Source organism: Neobacillus niacini (assembly GCF_046591715.1).
Lineage (GTDB): Bacteria > Bacillota > Bacilli > Bacillales > Cytobacillaceae > Neobacillus > Neobacillus niacini_L.
In genome coordinates this window covers 127,132-145,052 of the sequence record NZ_JAWVNQ010000009.1, presented here as the reverse complement: position 1 = coordinate 145,052, position 17,921 = coordinate 127,132, and the positions used below count along the sequence as shown (strand labels likewise).

At 39.3% G+C, this 17,921-nt stretch carries 16 protein-coding genes; all 16 read left to right on the top strand.

Annotation, left to right across the window (positions count from 1 at the left end):
- The first annotated feature begins 126 nt into the window (after nt 1–126).
- The 16 genes from SFC47_RS19500 (at nt 127) to mgrA (ending at nt 17,897) form a co-directional block, all read left to right on the top strand.
- Nucleotides 127–321, top strand: a complete 195-nt coding sequence (locus SFC47_RS19500; protein WP_411256033.1) for a hypothetical protein — start codon at nt 127–129, stop codon at nt 319–321.
- Nucleotides 322–431: 110 nt separating this feature from the next.
- The gene (locus SFC47_RS19495) at nt 432–1,640 is read left to right on the top strand and encodes an acyl-CoA dehydrogenase (RefSeq protein ID WP_411256032.1); all 1,209 of its coding nucleotides are present in this window, start codon (nt 432–434) and stop codon (nt 1,638–1,640) included.
- A 79-nt stretch (nt 1,641–1,719) separates the two neighbouring features.
- Complete coding sequence (locus SFC47_RS19490) at nt 1,720–2,472, top strand: SDR family NAD(P)-dependent oxidoreductase (protein ID WP_411256030.1); 753 nt, start codon at nt 1,720–1,722, stop codon at nt 2,470–2,472.
- A 29-nt stretch (nt 2,473–2,501) separates the two neighbouring features.
- Complete coding sequence (locus tag SFC47_RS19485; RefSeq protein WP_411256029.1) at nt 2,502–4,115, top strand: long-chain-fatty-acid--CoA ligase; 1,614 nt, start codon at nt 2,502–2,504, stop codon at nt 4,113–4,115.
- 94 nt (nt 4,116–4,209) lie between these two features.
- Nucleotides 4,210–4,773 (top strand): TetR/AcrR family transcriptional regulator, encoded by a 564-nt coding sequence (locus tag SFC47_RS19480; RefSeq protein WP_411256027.1) that lies wholly within the window; start codon nt 4,210–4,212, stop codon nt 4,771–4,773.
- Nucleotides 4,774–4,891: 118 nt separating this feature from the next.
- Nucleotides 4,892–5,965, top strand: a complete 1,074-nt coding sequence (locus tag SFC47_RS19475) for a phosphotransferase family protein (RefSeq protein ID WP_411256025.1) — start codon at nt 4,892–4,894, stop codon at nt 5,963–5,965.
- 452 nt (nt 5,966–6,417) lie between these two features.
- Complete coding sequence (locus tag SFC47_RS19470; protein ID WP_411256024.1) at nt 6,418–7,197, top strand: enoyl-CoA hydratase/isomerase family protein; 780 nt, start codon at nt 6,418–6,420, stop codon at nt 7,195–7,197.
- Nucleotides 7,198–7,212: 15 nt separating this feature from the next.
- On the top strand, nt 7,213–8,187 hold the full coding sequence (locus SFC47_RS19465; protein WP_411256023.1) for a quinone oxidoreductase family protein: 975 nt from the start codon (nt 7,213–7,215) through the stop codon (nt 8,185–8,187).
- A gap of 179 nt (nt 8,188–8,366) precedes the next feature.
- Entirely contained in the window at nt 8,367–9,068 is a 702-nt protein-coding gene (locus SFC47_RS19460) for a winged helix-turn-helix domain-containing protein (protein WP_411256022.1), read from the top strand.
- Nucleotides 9,040–10,464 carry an ATP-binding protein gene (locus tag SFC47_RS19455; RefSeq protein WP_411256021.1) on the top strand — a complete coding sequence of 475 codons (1,425 nt, stop codon included), beginning with the start codon at nt 9,040–9,042 and terminating at the stop codon, nt 10,462–10,464. The genes SFC47_RS19460 and SFC47_RS19455 overlap by 29 nt, the downstream gene beginning before the upstream one ends.
- A 161-nt stretch (nt 10,465–10,625) precedes the next feature.
- Nucleotides 10,626–12,038 carry a S1C family serine protease gene (locus SFC47_RS19450; protein ID WP_411256020.1) on the top strand — a complete coding sequence of 471 codons (1,413 nt, stop codon included), beginning with the start codon at nt 10,626–10,628 and terminating at the stop codon, nt 12,036–12,038.
- A gap of 21 nt (nt 12,039–12,059) precedes the next feature.
- On the top strand, nt 12,060–12,953 hold the full coding sequence (locus SFC47_RS19445; protein ID WP_411256019.1) for a peptidylprolyl isomerase: 894 nt from the start codon (nt 12,060–12,062) through the stop codon (nt 12,951–12,953).
- A gap of 23 nt (nt 12,954–12,976) precedes the next feature.
- Nucleotides 12,977–13,390 (top strand): hypothetical protein, encoded by a 414-nt coding sequence (locus SFC47_RS19440; protein ID WP_411256018.1) that lies wholly within the window; start codon nt 12,977–12,979, stop codon nt 13,388–13,390.
- A gap of 1,274 nt (nt 13,391–14,664) precedes the next feature.
- A complete protein-coding gene (locus SFC47_RS19435; RefSeq protein ID WP_411256017.1) occupies nt 14,665–14,796 on the top strand; it encodes an RAxF-45 family protein in 132 nt (43 codons plus the stop codon).
- A gap of 145 nt (nt 14,797–14,941) precedes the next feature.
- Nucleotides 14,942–16,816, top strand: a complete 1,875-nt coding sequence (gene abc-f / locus SFC47_RS19430; RefSeq protein ID WP_411256016.1) for a ribosomal protection-like ABC-F family protein — start codon at nt 14,942–14,944, stop codon at nt 16,814–16,816.
- Nucleotides 16,817–16,904: 88 nt separating this feature from the next.
- Nucleotides 16,905–17,897: an L-glyceraldehyde 3-phosphate reductase gene (gene mgrA / locus SFC47_RS19425; protein WP_411256015.1), complete on the top strand. Its 993-nt coding sequence runs from the start codon at nt 16,905–16,907 to the stop codon at nt 17,895–17,897.
- Nucleotides 17,898–17,921 lie beyond the last annotated feature (24 nt).

The window sequence follows — 17,921 nt, the reverse complement described above, 5'->3', positions numbered from 1 at the left end:
ATGACTCTGGCACTCTTTTTTTCTGTTTGGTTGAAAAAAGTGTAGAATAATAGTATATAATCAAGTAATAAGACGAAAATTGCAAAGTGCTAGCAGTATGCTATATATATGATAGGAGTGTTTCCCTTGGCTGAAAACGGAAGAATACAATTAAATGTTAGGATTACAAAAGAAACCTCTGACAAATTGGATGAAATTGTAGAATATTATCAAGAAAACCTTAAGTTAGGCAGAGTATATAAAGGTGATGTTCTAACCGATATCATAGAAAAATCATATGAATTAATGAAAAAGCAAAAAATGGGTATAAAGAGATATTAATTCATTATTTTTTTAGAATATTTAGAAATAAATTTGAATATTTAATGTTTGGAGGTATAATAGTAATGGTGGAATACCAACTGGTTAGTATGTGCGAGGGGGTGGGATGAATGGAATTTTTATATTCTGCTAAAGTAAAAGAGTTACAGACAAAGCTGACAAACTTCATGGAAGAATACGTATATCCGAATGAAAAAGTATTTGAGCAGCAACTAAACGAGCAGGAAAACCGCTGGAATGCTGTCCCTCAGATAATGGAGAATCTAAAGGAAAGAGCAAAAGATGCTGGTCTTTGGAACTTATTTCTGCCAGATAGTGAATATGGAGCAGGGTTAACAAACTTAGAATATGCTCCGCTTTGTGAAATTATGGGCCGCTCTATGATTGGTCCTGAAGTGTTTAACTGTAGTGCACCAGATACTGGTAATATGGAAGTAATTGTTCGCTATGGGAAAGACGAGCATAAGGAAAAGTGGCTGAAACCCTTACTAGCAGGAGAAATTCGTTCTTGCTTTTCTATGACAGAACCTGGAGTTGCTTCTTCCGATGCAACAAATATAGAGGCAAGCATTGTCAAAGATGGTGATGAGTATGTCATTAATGGACGTAAATGGTGGTCCTCTGGTGCTGGAGATCCTAGATGTAAAATAGCGATTGTAATGGGAAAAACTGATTTTAATGCTAATCGTCATGAACAGCAGTCTATGATTCTCGTTCCTCTGGATACACCAGGAGTGACAATTGAGAGGATGCTTCCTGTTTTTGGCTATGATCATGCTCCACATGGACATGCTGAGATTTCTTATGAAAATGTAAGGGTTCCGGCTGAAAATATTCTCTGGGGTGAGGGGAAAGGTTTTGCAATTGCTCAAGGACGATTAGGACCTGGGAGAATTCATCACTGTATGAGATTAATTGGTGCAGCCGAGCGAGCACTTGAACTTTTATGTAAGCGCGTTCAAGAGCGTGAAGCTTTTGGCAGACCGCTTTCAAGTCAAGGTGTTATTAAAGAGTGGATTGCCGACTCTAGGATTGAAATTGAACAAGCCAGGTTATTGACGCTAAAGGCAGCATATATGATGGACACGGTAGGAAATAAAGGAGCAAAAACAGAGATTGCTATGATTAAAGTGGTGGCACCTAACATGGCATTACGTGTAATAGACAGAGCGATTCAAGCATTTGGTGGTGCAGGTGTATCAGATGATTTCCCACTGGCTGCTATGTGGGCGAACTCTAGAACACTGCGTCTGGCAGATGGTCCTGATGAGGTGCACCGTTCTCAGATAGCAAAGCTTGAATTAAAAAAATATCAATAAAAAGGTTTTATATGCAAACGAATGTATCTTTAGGATAGAGTGATAATGATAGCGAAAAGAGTAGAGGCGGTGCCGTACCTTGAAATTGAATGGAAAAATTGCCATTATAACCGGTGGTGGTTCCGGGATTGGGCGCTCTTCGGCCATACGCTTTGCGAAAGAAGGAGCTAAGGTGACTGTTTGTGACCTAGATTCCCGAAACGGTGAAGAAACTGTCAGCCTGATTCGTGAATCCGGCGGTGAGGCCATTTTTATCAAGAGTGATGTGAAGGATTCCAACCAGGTAAAGGATCTTATTAACACTACAACGAATACGTTTGGCGGCTTGCATATTTTGGTCAACAATGCTGGAATTGGCCACAGAGAGGTAAGAAGTGTCGATCTCTCAGAGGAAGAATGGGATCAGGTGATTGATATCAATTTAAAGGGTGTATTCTTAGGAATTAAATACGCTGTTCCTGAAATGAAAAAATCAGGCGGCGGTGCGATCATCAATACTTCTAGTTTGCTAGGCTTGAAGGGAAAAAAATATCAAGCAGCATATAATGCCTCCAAAGCTGGAGTAGTGCTCTTAACACAAAATGCTGCACTTGAGTATGGGAAGTACAATATCCGCGTGAATGCCGTTGCACCAGGAGTTATTGATACAAAAATTATCGATGTCTGGAAACAGGATGAGAGAAGATGGCCGTTTATATCAAAGGCTAATGCTCTTGGCAGAATAGGTTCTCCTGAAGAGGTGGCAAATGCTATTTTCTTCTTAGCATCAGACGAAGCATCATTTATTACAGGTGCAACACTGTCAGTGGATGGCGGCGGACTTACTTTTTAAACTAAATTGATAATTTTGGAGGGAAACAAATGGCTGAAAAGAAACTAGGAATGGCAAAATATCCTGACTCAATTTCATCATCAATCTCAACTCCTGAAAAAAGTCTAGTAGAAATACTTCAAGAGACAACCGCAAAATATCCTGAAAATAATGCTCTATCCTTTTTTGGAAGAAAGATTACCTATCAGCAATTACTTGGACTTTCTCAAGGATTTACTTCTGCTCTTCAGAAAAATCAAGTTCAAAAGGGTGACCGCGTGGCGCTCATGCTGCCGAATTGCCCGCAATATGTAATTTCTTATTATGGTACGCTGGGTGCAGGTGCTATTGTAACTCAAGTTAATCCCATGAGTGTTGAAAGAGAACTTGAATATATACTTAATGACTCTGGAGCTGAAACCATTGTTGTAATGGATGCTTTTTATCCAAGAGTTAAAAGCGTTCAATCACGAACAAACTTAAAAAATATTATTGTTGTCAGCTTGCAGCCATCTGGACAAGACTTTACTCCAGACCGTAATTTTGAACAGTATTTAGCATCAGGAAACGGCAAAGTGACTCCTGTAACAATCGAAATAGAGCATGATATCGCAGTTCTTCAATATACGGGCGGGACAACAGGCCGGTCGAAGGGAGCTATGTTGACACATCGAAACGTCGTGGCAAATGTTCTGCAATCGTATGAATTTTTTAAACACGAATTTGAATTAGGAAGAGAACGATATTTAACAGTTATACCTCTTTTTCATGTTTTTGGAATGACAGCCTGTATGAACTTAACAATTTTTACAGGCGGGGAATCGATTATGCTGCCGCGTTTTGATTTAGAGGAAGTTTTAAATACAATTAAGCATGAACAGCCTACTACATTCCCAGGGGTTCCGACCATGTATGTGGCCATTACTAATCATCCTCATGCTGAAGAGTTCGGTTTGAATAGTATAAAAACTTGCAATAGCGGAAGTGCGCCTATGCCAGTAGAACTTCTCCGTGAATTTGAAAGAAAAACAGGGGCAAAGATATTGGAAGGCTATGGATTATCTGAAGCATCGCCAACCACACATTGCAACCCTCCCTTTGCAGAGCGTAAACCGGGTAGCGTAGGAATTGGCATGCCGTCTACTGAATATAAAATAGTAGACGTTGCGAGTGGGACAGAAGAGGTGCCAGTTGGTACACTAGGTGAAGTAATTATTAAAGGACCGCAGATAATGAAGGGATATTGGAACATGCCCGAAGAAACAGCCAATACTTTAAGAGATGGATGGCTCTATACGGGGGATATAGCCAAAGTTGATGAAGATGGTTATTTATACATCGTTGACCGTAAAAAAGATTTAATTATTGCAAGCGGTTTCAATATTTATCCTCGAGATATTGAAGAAGTGCTATATGAACATCCATCGGTTCAAGAAGCAGTTGTAATTGGTGTTCCTGATGTTTACCGTGGTGAAGATGTAAAAGCTTTTGTCGTCTTGAAATCTGGCAAAACACTAACTGAAGAAGAAGTTATTCAATATTGTAAACAAAATATGGCATCGTACAAAGTTCCAAGAATTGTTGAATTTCGTGAGCAACTGCCTAAGACACAAGTCGGTAAAATTCTCCGTCGTGCACTAAGAGAGGAATCAGTTAAGAACTAGAAGGATAACAATTCTCTGAATTGTCTCTGATTGTTGCGAAAAAGATTATGATATAATTTCACTAGAACTATTACAGATTGCGAGGACATAAGTGGTGAAAGATAAAATAACAGAAAATAGTATCCGTTTGTTTGAGAAAAGGGGATTTAAGGAAACCTCAATACAGGACATTGTGGATTCTATAGGTGTAACAAAAGGGACCTTTTATTATTATTTTTCTAGTAAAGAAGAACTTTTAATGGACATTAATCTTGGATACATTAATTGCTTACTAGAGAAACAAAAAGAAATATTAGCCGATAATAATAGCTGCAAGGAGAAACTGTTCGAGATTGTTTACATGCTGATCAATAACATTAAAGACCAAGGATCGGCTGCCAAAATCTTCTTTAGAGAAATGAAAAATCTAAATGAAGAAAGACTAGCCTTAATTGTACCTAAACGGGACGAATTCCGTTTAAATGTTGAAAAGATACTGAACGAAGGAATAGAAAAGGGAGAGTTCCGAGCAGACTTAAATGCGCATATTGTTACCTTTGGTATTCTAGGTGCAGCCAATTGGAGCTATCAGTGGTTTGATCCAAGTGGAGTAAATACTGATCGCGAAGTTGCTGAGATTTTTGTTGAAATGATATTAGAGGGTATTCAAACAAATTAATTAAAATTAAAGGAGAGTTTTGTCCGGCAGCTAAACTCTCCTTTCGTTTATTGCCTGCTATCCAGTCAGTAAGTATGTACAGAAGAGACTGAATTTTTTGAAAGTAAGGAGGTACTCTATGCCTAACCAAATGAGTAAAGATACTATTCCAGTCCGAAAAGGGGAGGAATTAAATTTAGCTGTGTTGGAACCATTTTTACGCAGCCATATTGAAAAACTGCCAAATAGCCCCCTCGAACTTCTACAATTTTCCGCAGGACACTCTAATTTAACTTATCAAATAAAAATAGGTGAATGGGAAGCGGTTTTGCGACGGCCTCCTTTAGGACCCGTTGCACCTAAAGCACACGATATGGAAAGAGAATATAAAATTATCTCTGAACTTCATCCGGTCTTCTCAGTCACCCCTAAACCAATCTTGTTTTCTAAGCAGGAGGAGATTGTGGGCAGTCCATTTTTTATCATGGAGCGGAAAAACGGGATTGTTGTTGACACTTCTTTTCCGGAGGGGATTTTGGTAACGAAAGAGCTTTGCCAACGATTGTCAGAGGTGATGGTCAATAAATTAGTTGAGCTTCACGGTATTGATTATACTGAGACAGGACTAGGGGGAATTAGTAAACCTGTGGGTTTTACTGAAAGACAGGTTCATAGCTGGATTGGCCGTTATGAAAGAGTGAAAACGACCGAAGTTCCTGCATTTGAAACATTGAAAAAATGGCTTGCAGGCAGTATTCCGGTACAACCAGCCTCAACTGTTATTCATTATGACTATAAATTTAATAATGCAATGTTTAATGAAGAATTATCGGAAATGGCGGGGCTTTTTGATTGGGAAATGACCACTGTCGGTGATCCGCTTGCAGACCTGGGTGTGGCCATGAGCTATTGGAATCAAGCCGATGACCCAGAAGATTTAAAAAAGGGGCTGGGAATGGCGCCTGTAACAGTAAATGATGGTTTCTTTACAAGGAAACAATTTATTGAGCTTTATGCGAAGAAGAGCGGCAGGGACGTATCCAATATGAACTTCTATCTGACCTTTGCCTACTTTAAACTAGCAGTCATTTGCCAGCAAATTTACTATCGTTATAAAAAAGGACAAACCAATGATCTCCGATTTGCTAATTTCAATCAAAAAGCAAAAATGCTGATTGATCATGCTGCTAGGGTGGCTTCTGGGGAGCTGTAGATTTACTAGCGGCGGATAGCGCGAGATTACTAGCGGAAAACGAGGGTTACTAGCGGATAAGCAGAGATTACTAGCGGATAGCGTGAGTTTACTAGCGGATAGCGGAAGTTACTAGCGGATAGCGGAAAGTACTAGCGGATAGCGGAATTTACTAGCGGATAGCGGAAATTACTAGCGGATAGCGTGAGTTTACTAGCGGATAGCGTGAGTTTACTAGCGGATAGCGGAAATTACTAGCGGATAGCGGAGAATACTAGCGGATAGCGGAAATTACTAGCGGATAAGCGGAAATTACTAGCGGATAGCGTGAGTTTACTAGCGGATAGCGTGAGTTTACTAGCGGATAGCGGAAATTACTAGCGGATAGCGGAAATTACTAGCGGATAGCGGAGAATACTAGCGGATAAGCGGAGTTTACTAGCGGATAGCCAGTATCCAAGGGAGGAATTTGATTGAAAAGTAATGATTTAATAGTTGAAAAGCTGGGACCGATTTTGTCTTTAACCTTAAACCGTCCAGAGACGTTGAATGCATTTAGTCCAGACATGATTCTTGGTTTGAAAGCTGCACTTCATGAGGCAAAGAATGATCTTGATGTACAGGTAATTGTACTGTCTGGTGCTGGCCGCGCATTTAGCGCTGGCGGCGATGTGAAAACAATGGGGCAGGCAGATGGGAATCAAATCTATGAACATATAGGAAAATTAAATGAGCTTATTCTATTAATGAAGGACATAGAAAAACCAATTATCGCTTCTGTACACGGATTTGCTGCAGGCGCAGGTTTCAATTTAGCGTTAGCGTGTGACATGATTGTTGCAGCTGAGGATAGTAAGTTTGCCCTTAGCTTCTCGAAAGTAGGGCTCGTATCTGATGGCGGTGGATCTTATTTCCTTCCGAAACTCATTGGACCTCACCTGGCTAAGCAGTTCTTCTTTAGTGCTGAACCGATTCCTGCCAAGCGTCTCTATCAACTAGGCGTGATTAATGGCCTGTTCTCAGTCGATAGACTTCAAGAGGAAACTACGAAAATAGCACTTAATTTAGCACAGGGACCAGGAAAAGCATTTGGCAAACAAAAGAAATTAATTGACCATTCTTTTAATTCAACTCTTGAAGAAATACTTGAGGAAGAGCGGCTTACCCAAGTATTGATGGTTCAAACAGAAGACCATAAGGAAGGCGTGGCGGCCTTTAAAGAAAAAAGAAATCCTGTATATAAAGGCAGGTAGAAAGGACGTTATTACATGAGAGCAGTGCAATTCCAAGAATTTGGCGGACCTGAAGTTTTAAAATTAGTTGAAATAGAAAGGCCTATTCCAACAGGGCGTGAGGTACTAATTGAAATAAAGGCAATAGGTGTAAATTATGCTGATACAGCAAGAAGAGAAGGGCAATATGTTGTTAAAACGACCCTTCCATTTATTCCAGGAGCAGAAATTGCTGGAGTGGTTACAGCTGTTGGTGATAAGGTAACTGGGGCTAAGCCGGGGATGAGGGTCGTAACATTAATCGAATCAGGAGGATATTCAGAATTTGCGATAGCAGATGAACGATCACTGATTCCAATTCCTGAGACATTAGACTTCAAGAAGGCAGCTGCTTTACCTCTTCAAGGGTTAAGTGCCTATCATGTACTAAAAACGATGGGACGTTTGGAAAAAGGTGAAAGTGTTCTCGTTCATGCAGCTGCTGGGGGTGTTGGAACTCTATCTGTCCAATTGGCTAAGCTGTTTGGTGCAGGAAAAATTATTGCAACCGCAAGCTCATCTGAAAAATTGGAACTAGCCCGTCAAATGGGTGCAGATGTCCTAATAAACTATACGGAGTCAAACTGGGTAGAACAGGTACTTGAAGCAACCGGCGGCAAAGGAGTAGATGTTGCTCTAGAAATGGTCGGGGGCGATGTTTTCACTAACACATTAAAATGTCTTGCCACTTTTGGACGTCTTGTTGTATTTGGTGCAGCCAGTGGAGAGCAGAGTAAAATGTACCCTGCTTCGCTGATGGCAAGAAATCAATCAGTTATTGGATTTTTCCTGCCTCAGATTATGAGAAAACCAGAGCTGCTTCAGCCAAGTTTAGAAGAATTACTAACACATCTCGCAGAAGGCAAACTGAAACTTACAATTGGCGGTGTGTACCCGTTAGAGGATGCTGCAAATGTACATGTGTTATTACAATCAAGAAAAACGACAGGTAAGTTAATTTTAGAACCATAAATCTTTCACAATAGCAGTGTTCCTGAGGTCTGGCAATCCAGGCCTCTTTTTCATGGCTATATTAACAAACTATGAACAAATTATTAAATAGCAGGGAAGTTTTTGCGTTATAGTTGATAACAGATAGAAATCGTATAAACTGAAGAATAGAAGAGATTTTTGCTGGGAGTTGAATGATTTTGAAAATACTCGTGATTGAAGATAATACAAGTGTGTGTTCAATGATAGAGATGTTTTTTGCAAAAGAAGGAATTGAAGGTACGTTTGTCAATGATGGTCTTGAAGGATACAGCACATTTAAAAGCGGAACTTGGGATGCTTTGATTGTGGATTGGATGCTTCCTGGCATGGACGGAGTCACTATTTGCAGGAAAATTAGAGAGGAAAAATATACGGTCCCGATTATTATGCTGACTGCTAAGGATACAGAGTCAGATCAAGTGCTGGGGCTTGAAATGGGTGCCGATGATTACGTGACCAAGCCCTTTAGTCCGCTTACTCTAATGGCGAGAATCAAGGCAGTCACGCGAAGATATCAAACACAAGTGAGTGCTCAAACAGAGGATTTCCTGCAGACAGAACATTTTAAAATTAGCAAAAATACTCGTGAAGTGCTTGTGGACGAAGTGCCAATTACAAATCTTACGCCAAAAGAGTTCGATCTCTTATATTATATGGTAGAACATCCTCGTCAGGTTTTTTCAAGAGAACAGCTGCTTGAACGGGTGTGGGGATATCAATTTTACGGTGATGAACGGACGGTAGATGTTCACATAAAGAGGCTGCGGAAAAAAGTAGAAACGACATCACAGCCATTCTTCCACACTGTATGGGGAGTAGGTTATAAGTTTGATGAGTCGACTCAAACAGATAAGAATTAAATATTTCTCACAACAATTTATCAGCCACATCAGTATCATTATTGTTGCTTTCCTTGTGTTAAGTCTATTGTTTGCTCATTATGTCGGAAATTTGGTATATGAGGAAAAAGCGGACGAATTAATTTCTTATGGAAAAGCCATCATTTCTGATATTGAACAGAACCCGATGGCGACGGATCAAATCATCTCTCAATATAGTAATTCGTTACGTTCAAGGAAGATTAGCTTCAGCATGTTTGACCAAGAGGCAAATCTTTATGCTGTCGGACGAAGTGGGCCTGCCATTGAGTTGAAGCCTTCAGAGTGGGGAAAGATTACAAAGGGTCAAACGATTATTGTCCAAAGTGATTATAAACGATTTGATCAGGATGGTGTAACCTTTGTAGTTTTACCCTATATAGATAATCGCGACAGGTTTGTGGGAGGAATCTTATTAACTTCCCCAATCAGCGGGTCCAGTGCGATGATCCGCCAAGTGAATCAATTTCTAATTTATACCATCCTCATTGCCTTAGGTGTTTCGTTTTTACTGAGCTGGCTGCTTTCAAAAATCCATGTAAACCGGATTAAACGGCTTCGTGAAGCAACTTCGCTTGTGTCGGCCGGAGATTATCATGTACACGTACCGTCTTCTAATTTTGATGAAATTGGTGAGTTAGCAAATGATTTTAACCATATGGTAAAAAAGTTGAATCATTCAATGGAAGAAATTGACGCTCTTGAAAATCGCAGACGTCAATTTATGGCCGATGTTTCTCATGAAATGCGGACACCGCTAACCACGATAAGCGGCGTGATAGAGGGCTTGAAAAATGACATGATTCCAGAAGAGGATAGGGAACGTGGAATCAACTTAGTCAGCCAGGAAGCAAAGCGGCTCATGCGTCTTGTCAATGAAAACCTTGATTATGAAAAAATCCGTTCAAATCAAATACAGTTATTTAAGGAAGATATCCAGTTATTAGAGCTATTAGAAATTATTCAAGAGCAGTTAGCTGTACAAGCTGATGAGAAAAATGTAGAAATTATTGTTGAAGCTGATGAAGAGGTAATGGTCAATGCCGACTATGACCGACTTGTCCAAATATTAATTAATATCACCAAGAATAGTATTCAATTTACCTCAGATGGTACGATTTGGCTTCGGGCTAGAAAAGAGAATCAGGCTACGATTATTGAAGTTGAGGATACTGGTATTGGTATTGACCCTAGTGAAGTCGAAAATATTTGGAGACGCTTTTACAAAGCAGATCTTTCTAGAACAAGTAATCCGTATGGGGCATTTGGGCTGGGTTTATCGATCGTTAAGCAGCTGGTTCTTCTTCATAATGGCGAAATAGATGTACAAAGTGAAAAAGGCAAAGGGACAAAATTTACCATTACATTTAAACAGTAAACAGCAGGATGATTCCTGCTGTTTTTTTTTTGTCTAAAATATCCGACTTTTTTCTTAATAATTTCCAAATCCCGTTATAGTTTGTTAACAATTTTTTCATATTTTTTGGCTAAATTATAAATATGATAACTCAAAATTTAGTGTAAAGGAGAAGAATAGCTATGAATTACAAAGATGAATATGAAAAAGAAAATGAGAATAATTTTCAAAATACATCGAACGGTAACTCAGATTCTTATCATACGGAACCAGTAGAAACAGAACCATTGTCACAACATGATGAAGAATCTGCACTCCCAAAGTACGAGCCATTACAAAAAGCAGAGAATATGGAAGAGGAGAAAATTATTGAAGAATTAGAAACGGAACAACCGGGTAACCGCATTGAGTTTAAAAACAGTACAAAGAAAAAGAAGAGGAAGGTAAAAGGTTTTGTCTCAATGGTAGCAGCAGGTGTCGTGGGATCTGTTCTGACCATAACTGTGCTGCCATACACCAATTACTTGGATAACTTTTACCAAGCTGATGAAAAACAAACCCTCGGCATTACGCAGCAAAATCCAGAAGTGAATACCGTAACAGCACAGCCAACATCTTCAAAGTCTTCCTCTTCGATTGCCGACACAGTTGAGCAGCTATCCAAAACGATTGTTGGAATTGTTAACTACCAGCAGCGACAAAGCCGCGGATTTTATGGAAGCAGTTCCTCTCAAAATGTTGAAAATGGTACAGGCTCAGGTGTTATTTTTCAAAAGAAGAATGATACGGCCTACATTGTAACCAATAACCATGTTGTAGAAGGAGCTACTAAACTAGAAGTATCGTTATATAACGGTGAAAAGGTAAGTGCAGAGATTGTTGGAACCGATGCCTTAACGGATTTAGCAGTTTTGAAAATTGATAGTAAACACGTTGAAGCTATTGCGCAGTTTGGTGATTCATCTACACTAAGACCTGGTGACCAGGTTTATGCAATCGGTAACCCGCTTGGACTTGATTTTGCAAGAACGGTAACCGAAGGAATTGTAAGTGCAATCAATAGAAGTATTGCGGTTTCTACGTCTGCAGGAAATTGGGAAACGAATGTTATTCAAACAGACGCAGCGATTAATCCTGGAAATAGCGGCGGTGCGTTAATTAACCCGGAAGGATTAGTAATCGGAATCAACAGCTTGAAAATTTCTGAAAGCGGCGTAGAGGGGTTAGGCTTTGCGATTCCAAGTAATGACCTTATTCCAATCGTGAATGAATTAATTGAAAATGGAAAAGTTGAGAGACCATATCTTGGTGTGGGACTCGCTGATTTAACAGAAGTTCCGCAATTATATTGGGAGAACCTTCCTGATAGTGTCAAGGATGGGGTCATGATTACCGCGGTTGAACCAAACTCTGCAGCAGCCATTGGCGGTTTAGAGGCACAGGATGTAATTGTCTCCATGAATGGTAAAAAGATTGCAAACTCCTCAGAGTTAAGAAAAAATTTGTATTCGGATGTAAAAATTGGCGATGAAGTTAAATTTGAAGTATATCGTGACGGTAAGCTTATCACTGTAAACGTTAAGCTGGCGAAATAACCTAAGGGAGCAAACAATCGAATGGTTTTTATCAAACAAAGTAAAAAATTAGTTTTACTTATAGGAGTACTCATACTCGCAATAGGTGTTTTTCTAAGCTTAGCGCTGCCAAAGGATAAAGCTATTGCAAAAATAAACGGTGATTCCATCAGTAAGGATGAATTATATGATGTGATGGTGAAGCAATTCGGAGCAGCAACTGTGGAACAATTAATAGCCGATAAAATTGTTGCTTCTGAAGCTAAAAAAGAAAAGATTACAATTACTAACGAAGACTTAGATAAGGAAGTAGATAAATTAAAGGAATCATATGGCGGCGAGGAAGTTTTTAACCAAGTGCTGGCTTCAAATAACACCACGGTCGATGTACTTAAAGAGGATCTGAAAAACTATTTGACGATGCGTAAATTAATTGAACCACAAATTAATATTACCGATGAAGAGTTAAAAACTTATTTTGATGAAAACAAAGATTCACTTGGAGAAGCAGAGCAAGTAAAAGCAAGCCATATTTTAGTTGAGGATGAAGCAACGGCTAAGGAGGTAAAACAAAAGCTAGCGGAAGGAGCAGATTTTGGAGAGTTAGCGAAGGAATATTCTACAGATGAAGGCTCGAAAGAAAATGGCGGAGAACTTGGATTCTTTCCAAAAGGAACCATGGTCACAGAATTTGAAGATGCAGCATTTTCTCTTCCTAAAGGTGAAATTAGTGATCCAGTAAAATCTGATTATGGGTATCATATTATTAAGGTTGAAGAGAAAAAGGAAGCAAAAGAGGCAAACTTTGATGATAGTAAGGCCAAAATAAAAGAAACATTAATCGATCAAAAACTGGAATCAGAATACACTATTTGGCTTGAAGAAAAGAAAAAAGATTACGATATAGAAAATAGTCTGGAAAGTGTTGTTGGTTAACCCTTCTTTAAGAGGTGAATTTGATGAATCAGGTCGGTAGATATGCAGCTAGTGAACAAGTAGATGGGCTTGAACTGATGAAAATGGTCATGGAAATGCCTGAAAAAGACAAAATGCTTATGTGGTCTCAAGGGTATATCGATCTTGTGGTCGATAAAATGCCTGAATATGCTCGTGATATTCTAGAGGATAGAATGAAAAAATGGGAGGATACCAAGGCATATTATCTTGATCAGATTGAAGCGATCCTTAGTGATGAGGAATTTAAGAAACAGGCAAAGGGCGAACGGAAGGAGTTTGCTCTTTTTGTCATGGAGCACTACCGCGAGCTCCAGTCCTTATTGTTTGCTGCTTATGATGGAAAAATTACCGAAGAAGACGTTAGGAAATTTGTGTACAGAAAACGGTTTGGCGGAAGGAAAAAGTATTTGCATTAAGGTTGGGGAGTGGTGGAATTTGGTAGGCAGATAAACAAAGAAGGTATGCAGGAAAAATGGAATTTATGCAGGTAAAAGAATAAATTCCGCAGGTAGAGGAATCATTTTGGCAGGTAAGAGGATTTCCTATAAAAAAAGGTATCAAAAAAGCACATCTCATTTCTGATCCCCGCTGAATTTTGGGCGGATTATCCCATATTTAGGGAAAAATTACCTGAGCCAGGCGGCAGCCTGGCTGTTTTAAGGTCCTAGTTTGGAGTGGAGAGTTTGTTAGGCAGATAAACAAAGGAGATATGCAGGTAAAATGGAATTTATGCAGGTAAAAGAATAAAATCTGCAGGTGTAGAAACCATTTTGGCAGGTAAGATGATTTCCTATAAAAAAGGTATCAAAAAAGCACATATCACTTCTGATCCGCGCTGAATTTTGGGCGCAATATACCATATATAGGGAAAAATTACCTGAGCCAGGCGGTAGCCTGGCTGTTTTAAGGTCCTAGTTTGGAGTGGGGAGTTTGTTAGGCAGATAAACAAAGGAGATATGCAGGTAAAATGGAATTTATGCAGGTAAAAGATTAAAATCCGCAGATAGAGAAATCATTTTGGCAGGTAAGATGATTTCCTATAAAAAAGGTATCAAAAAAGCACATTTCATTTCTGATCCGCGCTGAATTTTGGGCGCATTATTCCATATATAGGGAAAAATTACCTAAGCCAGGCGGCAGCCTGGCTGTTTTAAGTTTCAGGTTTGGAGTGGGGAGTTTGTTAGGCAGATAAACTAAGGAAATATGCAGGTAAAATGGAATTTATGCAGGTAAAAGAATAAAATCTGCAGGTGTAAAAACCATTTTGGCAGGTAAGATGATTTCCTATAAAAAAGGTATCAAAAAAGCACATATCACTTCTGATCCGCGCTGAATTTTGGGCACAATATACCATATATAGGGAAAAATTACCTGAGCCAGGCGGTAGCCTGGCTATTTCAGCTTCTAGGCTGGAGTATGGATTTTTGTTAGGCAGATAAACAAAAAAGAAATGCAGGTAAAATGAAATCTATGCAGGTAAAGGAACAAAATCCGCAGGTAGAGGATTCATTTTGGCAGGTAAGAGTTTATCAAGGGATTTCAGTACACTCTCGCAATATTAACTAAAACCCATGTTGACATCCCAGGGAAAAAATTAAACCTTTTGATTAGTCAGAAAAAATAGGCTTGCAATGATAGATGAAAATAATTACAATAAAGTTATCTAAAGTTGAAACGGAGGTGTAAAGAGATGGTTCGTTCTATTTTTGTACGTGTGCAATGGCTTGAAGCGCTTTATTTGTGTCGTGCAATTTTTCATGATGTAGTTTTCAAAGGGGGTAGTCTGTCCTTTTTTCAAAATTACAAAATGAATATAGAATGATAACACATCTCTTTACCCATTAATAAAATAGGGGAAAAGAGGGTGCCTTTTGAGCACTCTTTTTTCATGCCAATTTTTAGGTGCGGGTATATACAGATGCCTGCATTTTTTATGTAAAGAGAGTGTTCAATAAAGGAGAATGAACATGATCGTATGTAGTGTTAATCATATTGCAAAATCATTTGGCGGAAATATTATTTTTGAAGATTTATCTTTTGAAGTTCACGAAGGTAATCGAGTAGGCCTGGTTGGACGAAACGGCTGCGGTAAAACAACATTGTTAAAGCTTCTTGCAAACCAAGAATCAATTGATAGTGGAGCCATTCATTGGAGAAAGGGTTTGAGAATAGGTTACCTTGCCCAAATCCCTGAGTATAAGGACTTAACCGTGAAAGAAGTATTGAAAACGTCGTTTGAGCAATTGGCAGAAACTGAAACAAAACTACAACAATTAGAGTTAGAAATGGGGAAAGAGTTGACCCCTGAATCTTTACAAAGGCTTATGGATCAATACGGAAAACTTCAAGATGATTTCATTCTAAGCGGCGGTTATGAAATGGATGCACAAATGGACATGGTTTCCCATGGTTTAAATATAATTGAGCTTTTAGATAAACCATTTTCGCTCTTAAGCGGCGGTGAAAAGACGAAGGTGGGGTTAGCGTTAAGTTTATTAAAGAAACCTGAATTGCTTTTATTAGATGAACCTACTAACCATCTAGATTTAATGGCGATTGAGTGGCTGGGAACATTCCTTAAGGATTACTCAGGGACAATTATTCTCATTTCCCATGACCGCTACTTTTTAGATGAAGTCGTGACGAAGATTCTTGATATGGAGGACGGAGAAATTGAGCTCTATCATACAAGCTTTAGCGGGTATGTAAAAGAAAAAGAAGAGAGATTACTACGGGAGTTCCAGGAATATCAGGAGCAGCAGCGTAAAATCAAAAAAATGAAAGAAGCAATTAAACGTCTTCGTGAATGGGCGAATCGGGCCAATCCGCCAAGTGCTGCCCTTCATAAACGCGCAACGAATATGCAACGGGCATTAGACCGGATGGAGAAACTTGACCGTCCCAAGCTTGACGTAAAGAAAATGGCAATCGATTTCGAAGCCAATGACCGGAGCGGTAAAGATGTTATCAAATTAGAAGATGTCTCAAAAAGATTTGGCAGTAAAACTCTGTTTGAAAAAGTAAATATGCTTGTTCAGTATAAGGATCGGACTGCCATTGTCGGTGAAAACGGAACAGGAAAATCTACGCTGTTAAAAATGATCCTTGGTGAATGCGATATTGACCAAGGAACCGTTAAGGTTGGCAGTAATGTAAAAATCGGTTATTTATCTCAACATGTATTCCAAACCATTGGAGAGGAAAAGGTAATTGACGTTTTCCGTTCGGAAGTAAGTGTTAACGAAGGGGAAGCACGTCACATTTTAGCACGGTTTTTGTTTTACGGACCTGCCGTTTTCCGCAAGGTGAATCAATTAAGCGGCGGAGAAAGAATGCGATTACGTCTAGCACAGCTAATGTATCAGGATATTAATCTTCTAGTGCTTGATGAACCGACTAACCACCTTGATATTGATTCCTGTGATGTGTTAGAGGACGCACTAGAACAATTTAATGGAACGATATTGGCTGTTTCTCATGACCGTTACTTTCTCAATAAATTGTTTAAAAAGGTATATTGGCTAAAGGACGGAAATGTCTACTTCTTTAATGGCAACTATGACTGGGCAAAAGGAAAGTTAAATGCATTAAAGGTTCCCGAGCCAGCAGCACCTGAAAAAATAACACCAATTAAGAAAGATAAGCCTCCTAAAACAGCAGTTCCCAATAAGGCGGAGGAGATTGAGCGAAAGCTTGAGGAGTTAGAAAATCTAATTTACACCTTGAAAAAGGGAATGGAATCAGCAATCGATTTGGAATTGCTGCAAAAACAATACACTGAATTAGAGCAGCTTGAAATGGAAAGAGAACATTTATATAAACAACTGGATGAAGTCGTTTAAGTTTACCATCAATCCCCAAGAGAACTCCTCTCTTGGGGATTTTTTTGTTAGCGTTTATAATGAAAAAGAAGGAAAAAGGAGGAATAATATGGTTTATCTTGCAGATGATTCCCGTTATGAAACAATGAAATACAATAGAAGCGGACGGTCTGGTTTACAATTGCCGGCCATATCATTAGGACTATGGCATAATTTTGGCGGTGTTGATACATATGAGAATGGCCGTTTAATGCTTAGAAGAGCATTTGATTTGGGGATTACTCACTTTGACCTTGCAAACAACTACGGGCCGCCGCCCGGTTCTGCAGAAATAATGTTTGGGAAAATGCTAAAAAGTGATTTTGCACCATACCGAGATGAAATGATTATTTCAACGAAGGCAGGCTATACAATGTGGCGAGGACCGTATGGGGACTGGGGTTCAAGAAAATATCTGATCTCTAGCTTAGATCAAAGCTTACATCGATTGGGTCTAGATTATGTTGATATTTTTTATTCTCACCGTCCAGACCCTAATACTCCGCTGGAAGAAACGATGGGTGCACTAGACTCCATTGTACGTCAGGGGAAGGCTTTATATGTTGGTGTTTCAAACTATAGTGCTGAACAAACACAGGAAGCGGTAAAAATCTTAAATAGATTAGGAACTCCACTTGTGATCCATCAACCAAGATATTCCATGCTTAATCGCTGGATAGAGGGTGGGTTACAGGATGTATTACAAGAAAATGGAGTAGGCACGATTGCATTTTGTCCGCTGGCTCAGGGGTTGTTAACGAATAAATATTTAAACGGAATCCCAAATGATTCCCGAGCGGCAGGAACATCAGGCTTTTTAAGTAAAGACCAATTTACAGAAGATATAGTAAATAAGGTGAGAAAGCTGAATGAGGCAGCGGCTGAGCGCGGACAAAATTTAGCGCAGATGGCACTTGCCTGGGTTCTAAGGGAAGGCAGGGTAACATCCGCATTGATTGGTGCAAGCAGGGTCAGTCAGATAGAGGAGAATGTAGCTGCTTTGAAAAATCTTACCTTCTCATCTGAAGAATTGAATAGAATTGAGGATATATTAAAAAGTTAAAACGGTCATTGTTTGTTCTACCAG

Bases quoted from the DNA above. Each gene is read 5' to 3' on its own strand.
- SFC47_RS19450 (WP_411256020.1), top strand. From the start codon at position 10,626: ATGAATTACAAAGATGAATATGAAAAAGAAAATGAGAATAATTTTCAA.
- SFC47_RS19495 (WP_411256032.1), top strand. From the start codon at position 432: ATGGAATTTTTATATTCTGCTAAAGTAAAAGAGTTACAGACAAAGCTG.
- abc-f (WP_411256016.1), top strand. From the start codon at position 14,942: ATGATCGTATGTAGTGTTAATCATATTGCAAAATCATTTGGCGGAAAT.
- SFC47_RS19455 (WP_411256021.1), top strand. From the start codon at position 9,040: ATGAGTCGACTCAAACAGATAAGAATTAAATATTTCTCACAACAATTT.
- mgrA (WP_411256015.1), top strand. From the start codon at position 16,905: ATGGTTTATCTTGCAGATGATTCCCGTTATGAAACAATGAAATACAAT.
- SFC47_RS19465 (WP_411256023.1), top strand. From the start codon at position 7,213: ATGAGAGCAGTGCAATTCCAAGAATTTGGCGGACCTGAAGTTTTAAAA.
- SFC47_RS19440 (WP_411256018.1), top strand. From the start codon at position 12,977: ATGAATCAGGTCGGTAGATATGCAGCTAGTGAACAAGTAGATGGGCTT.
- SFC47_RS19485 (WP_411256029.1), top strand. From the start codon at position 2,502: ATGGCTGAAAAGAAACTAGGAATGGCAAAATATCCTGACTCAATTTCA.
- SFC47_RS19445 (WP_411256019.1), top strand. From the start codon at position 12,060: ATGGTTTTTATCAAACAAAGTAAAAAATTAGTTTTACTTATAGGAGTA.
- SFC47_RS19435 (WP_411256017.1), top strand. From the start codon at position 14,665: ATGGTTCGTTCTATTTTTGTACGTGTGCAATGGCTTGAAGCGCTTTAT.
- SFC47_RS19475 (WP_411256025.1), top strand. From the start codon at position 4,892: ATGCCTAACCAAATGAGTAAAGATACTATTCCAGTCCGAAAAGGGGAG.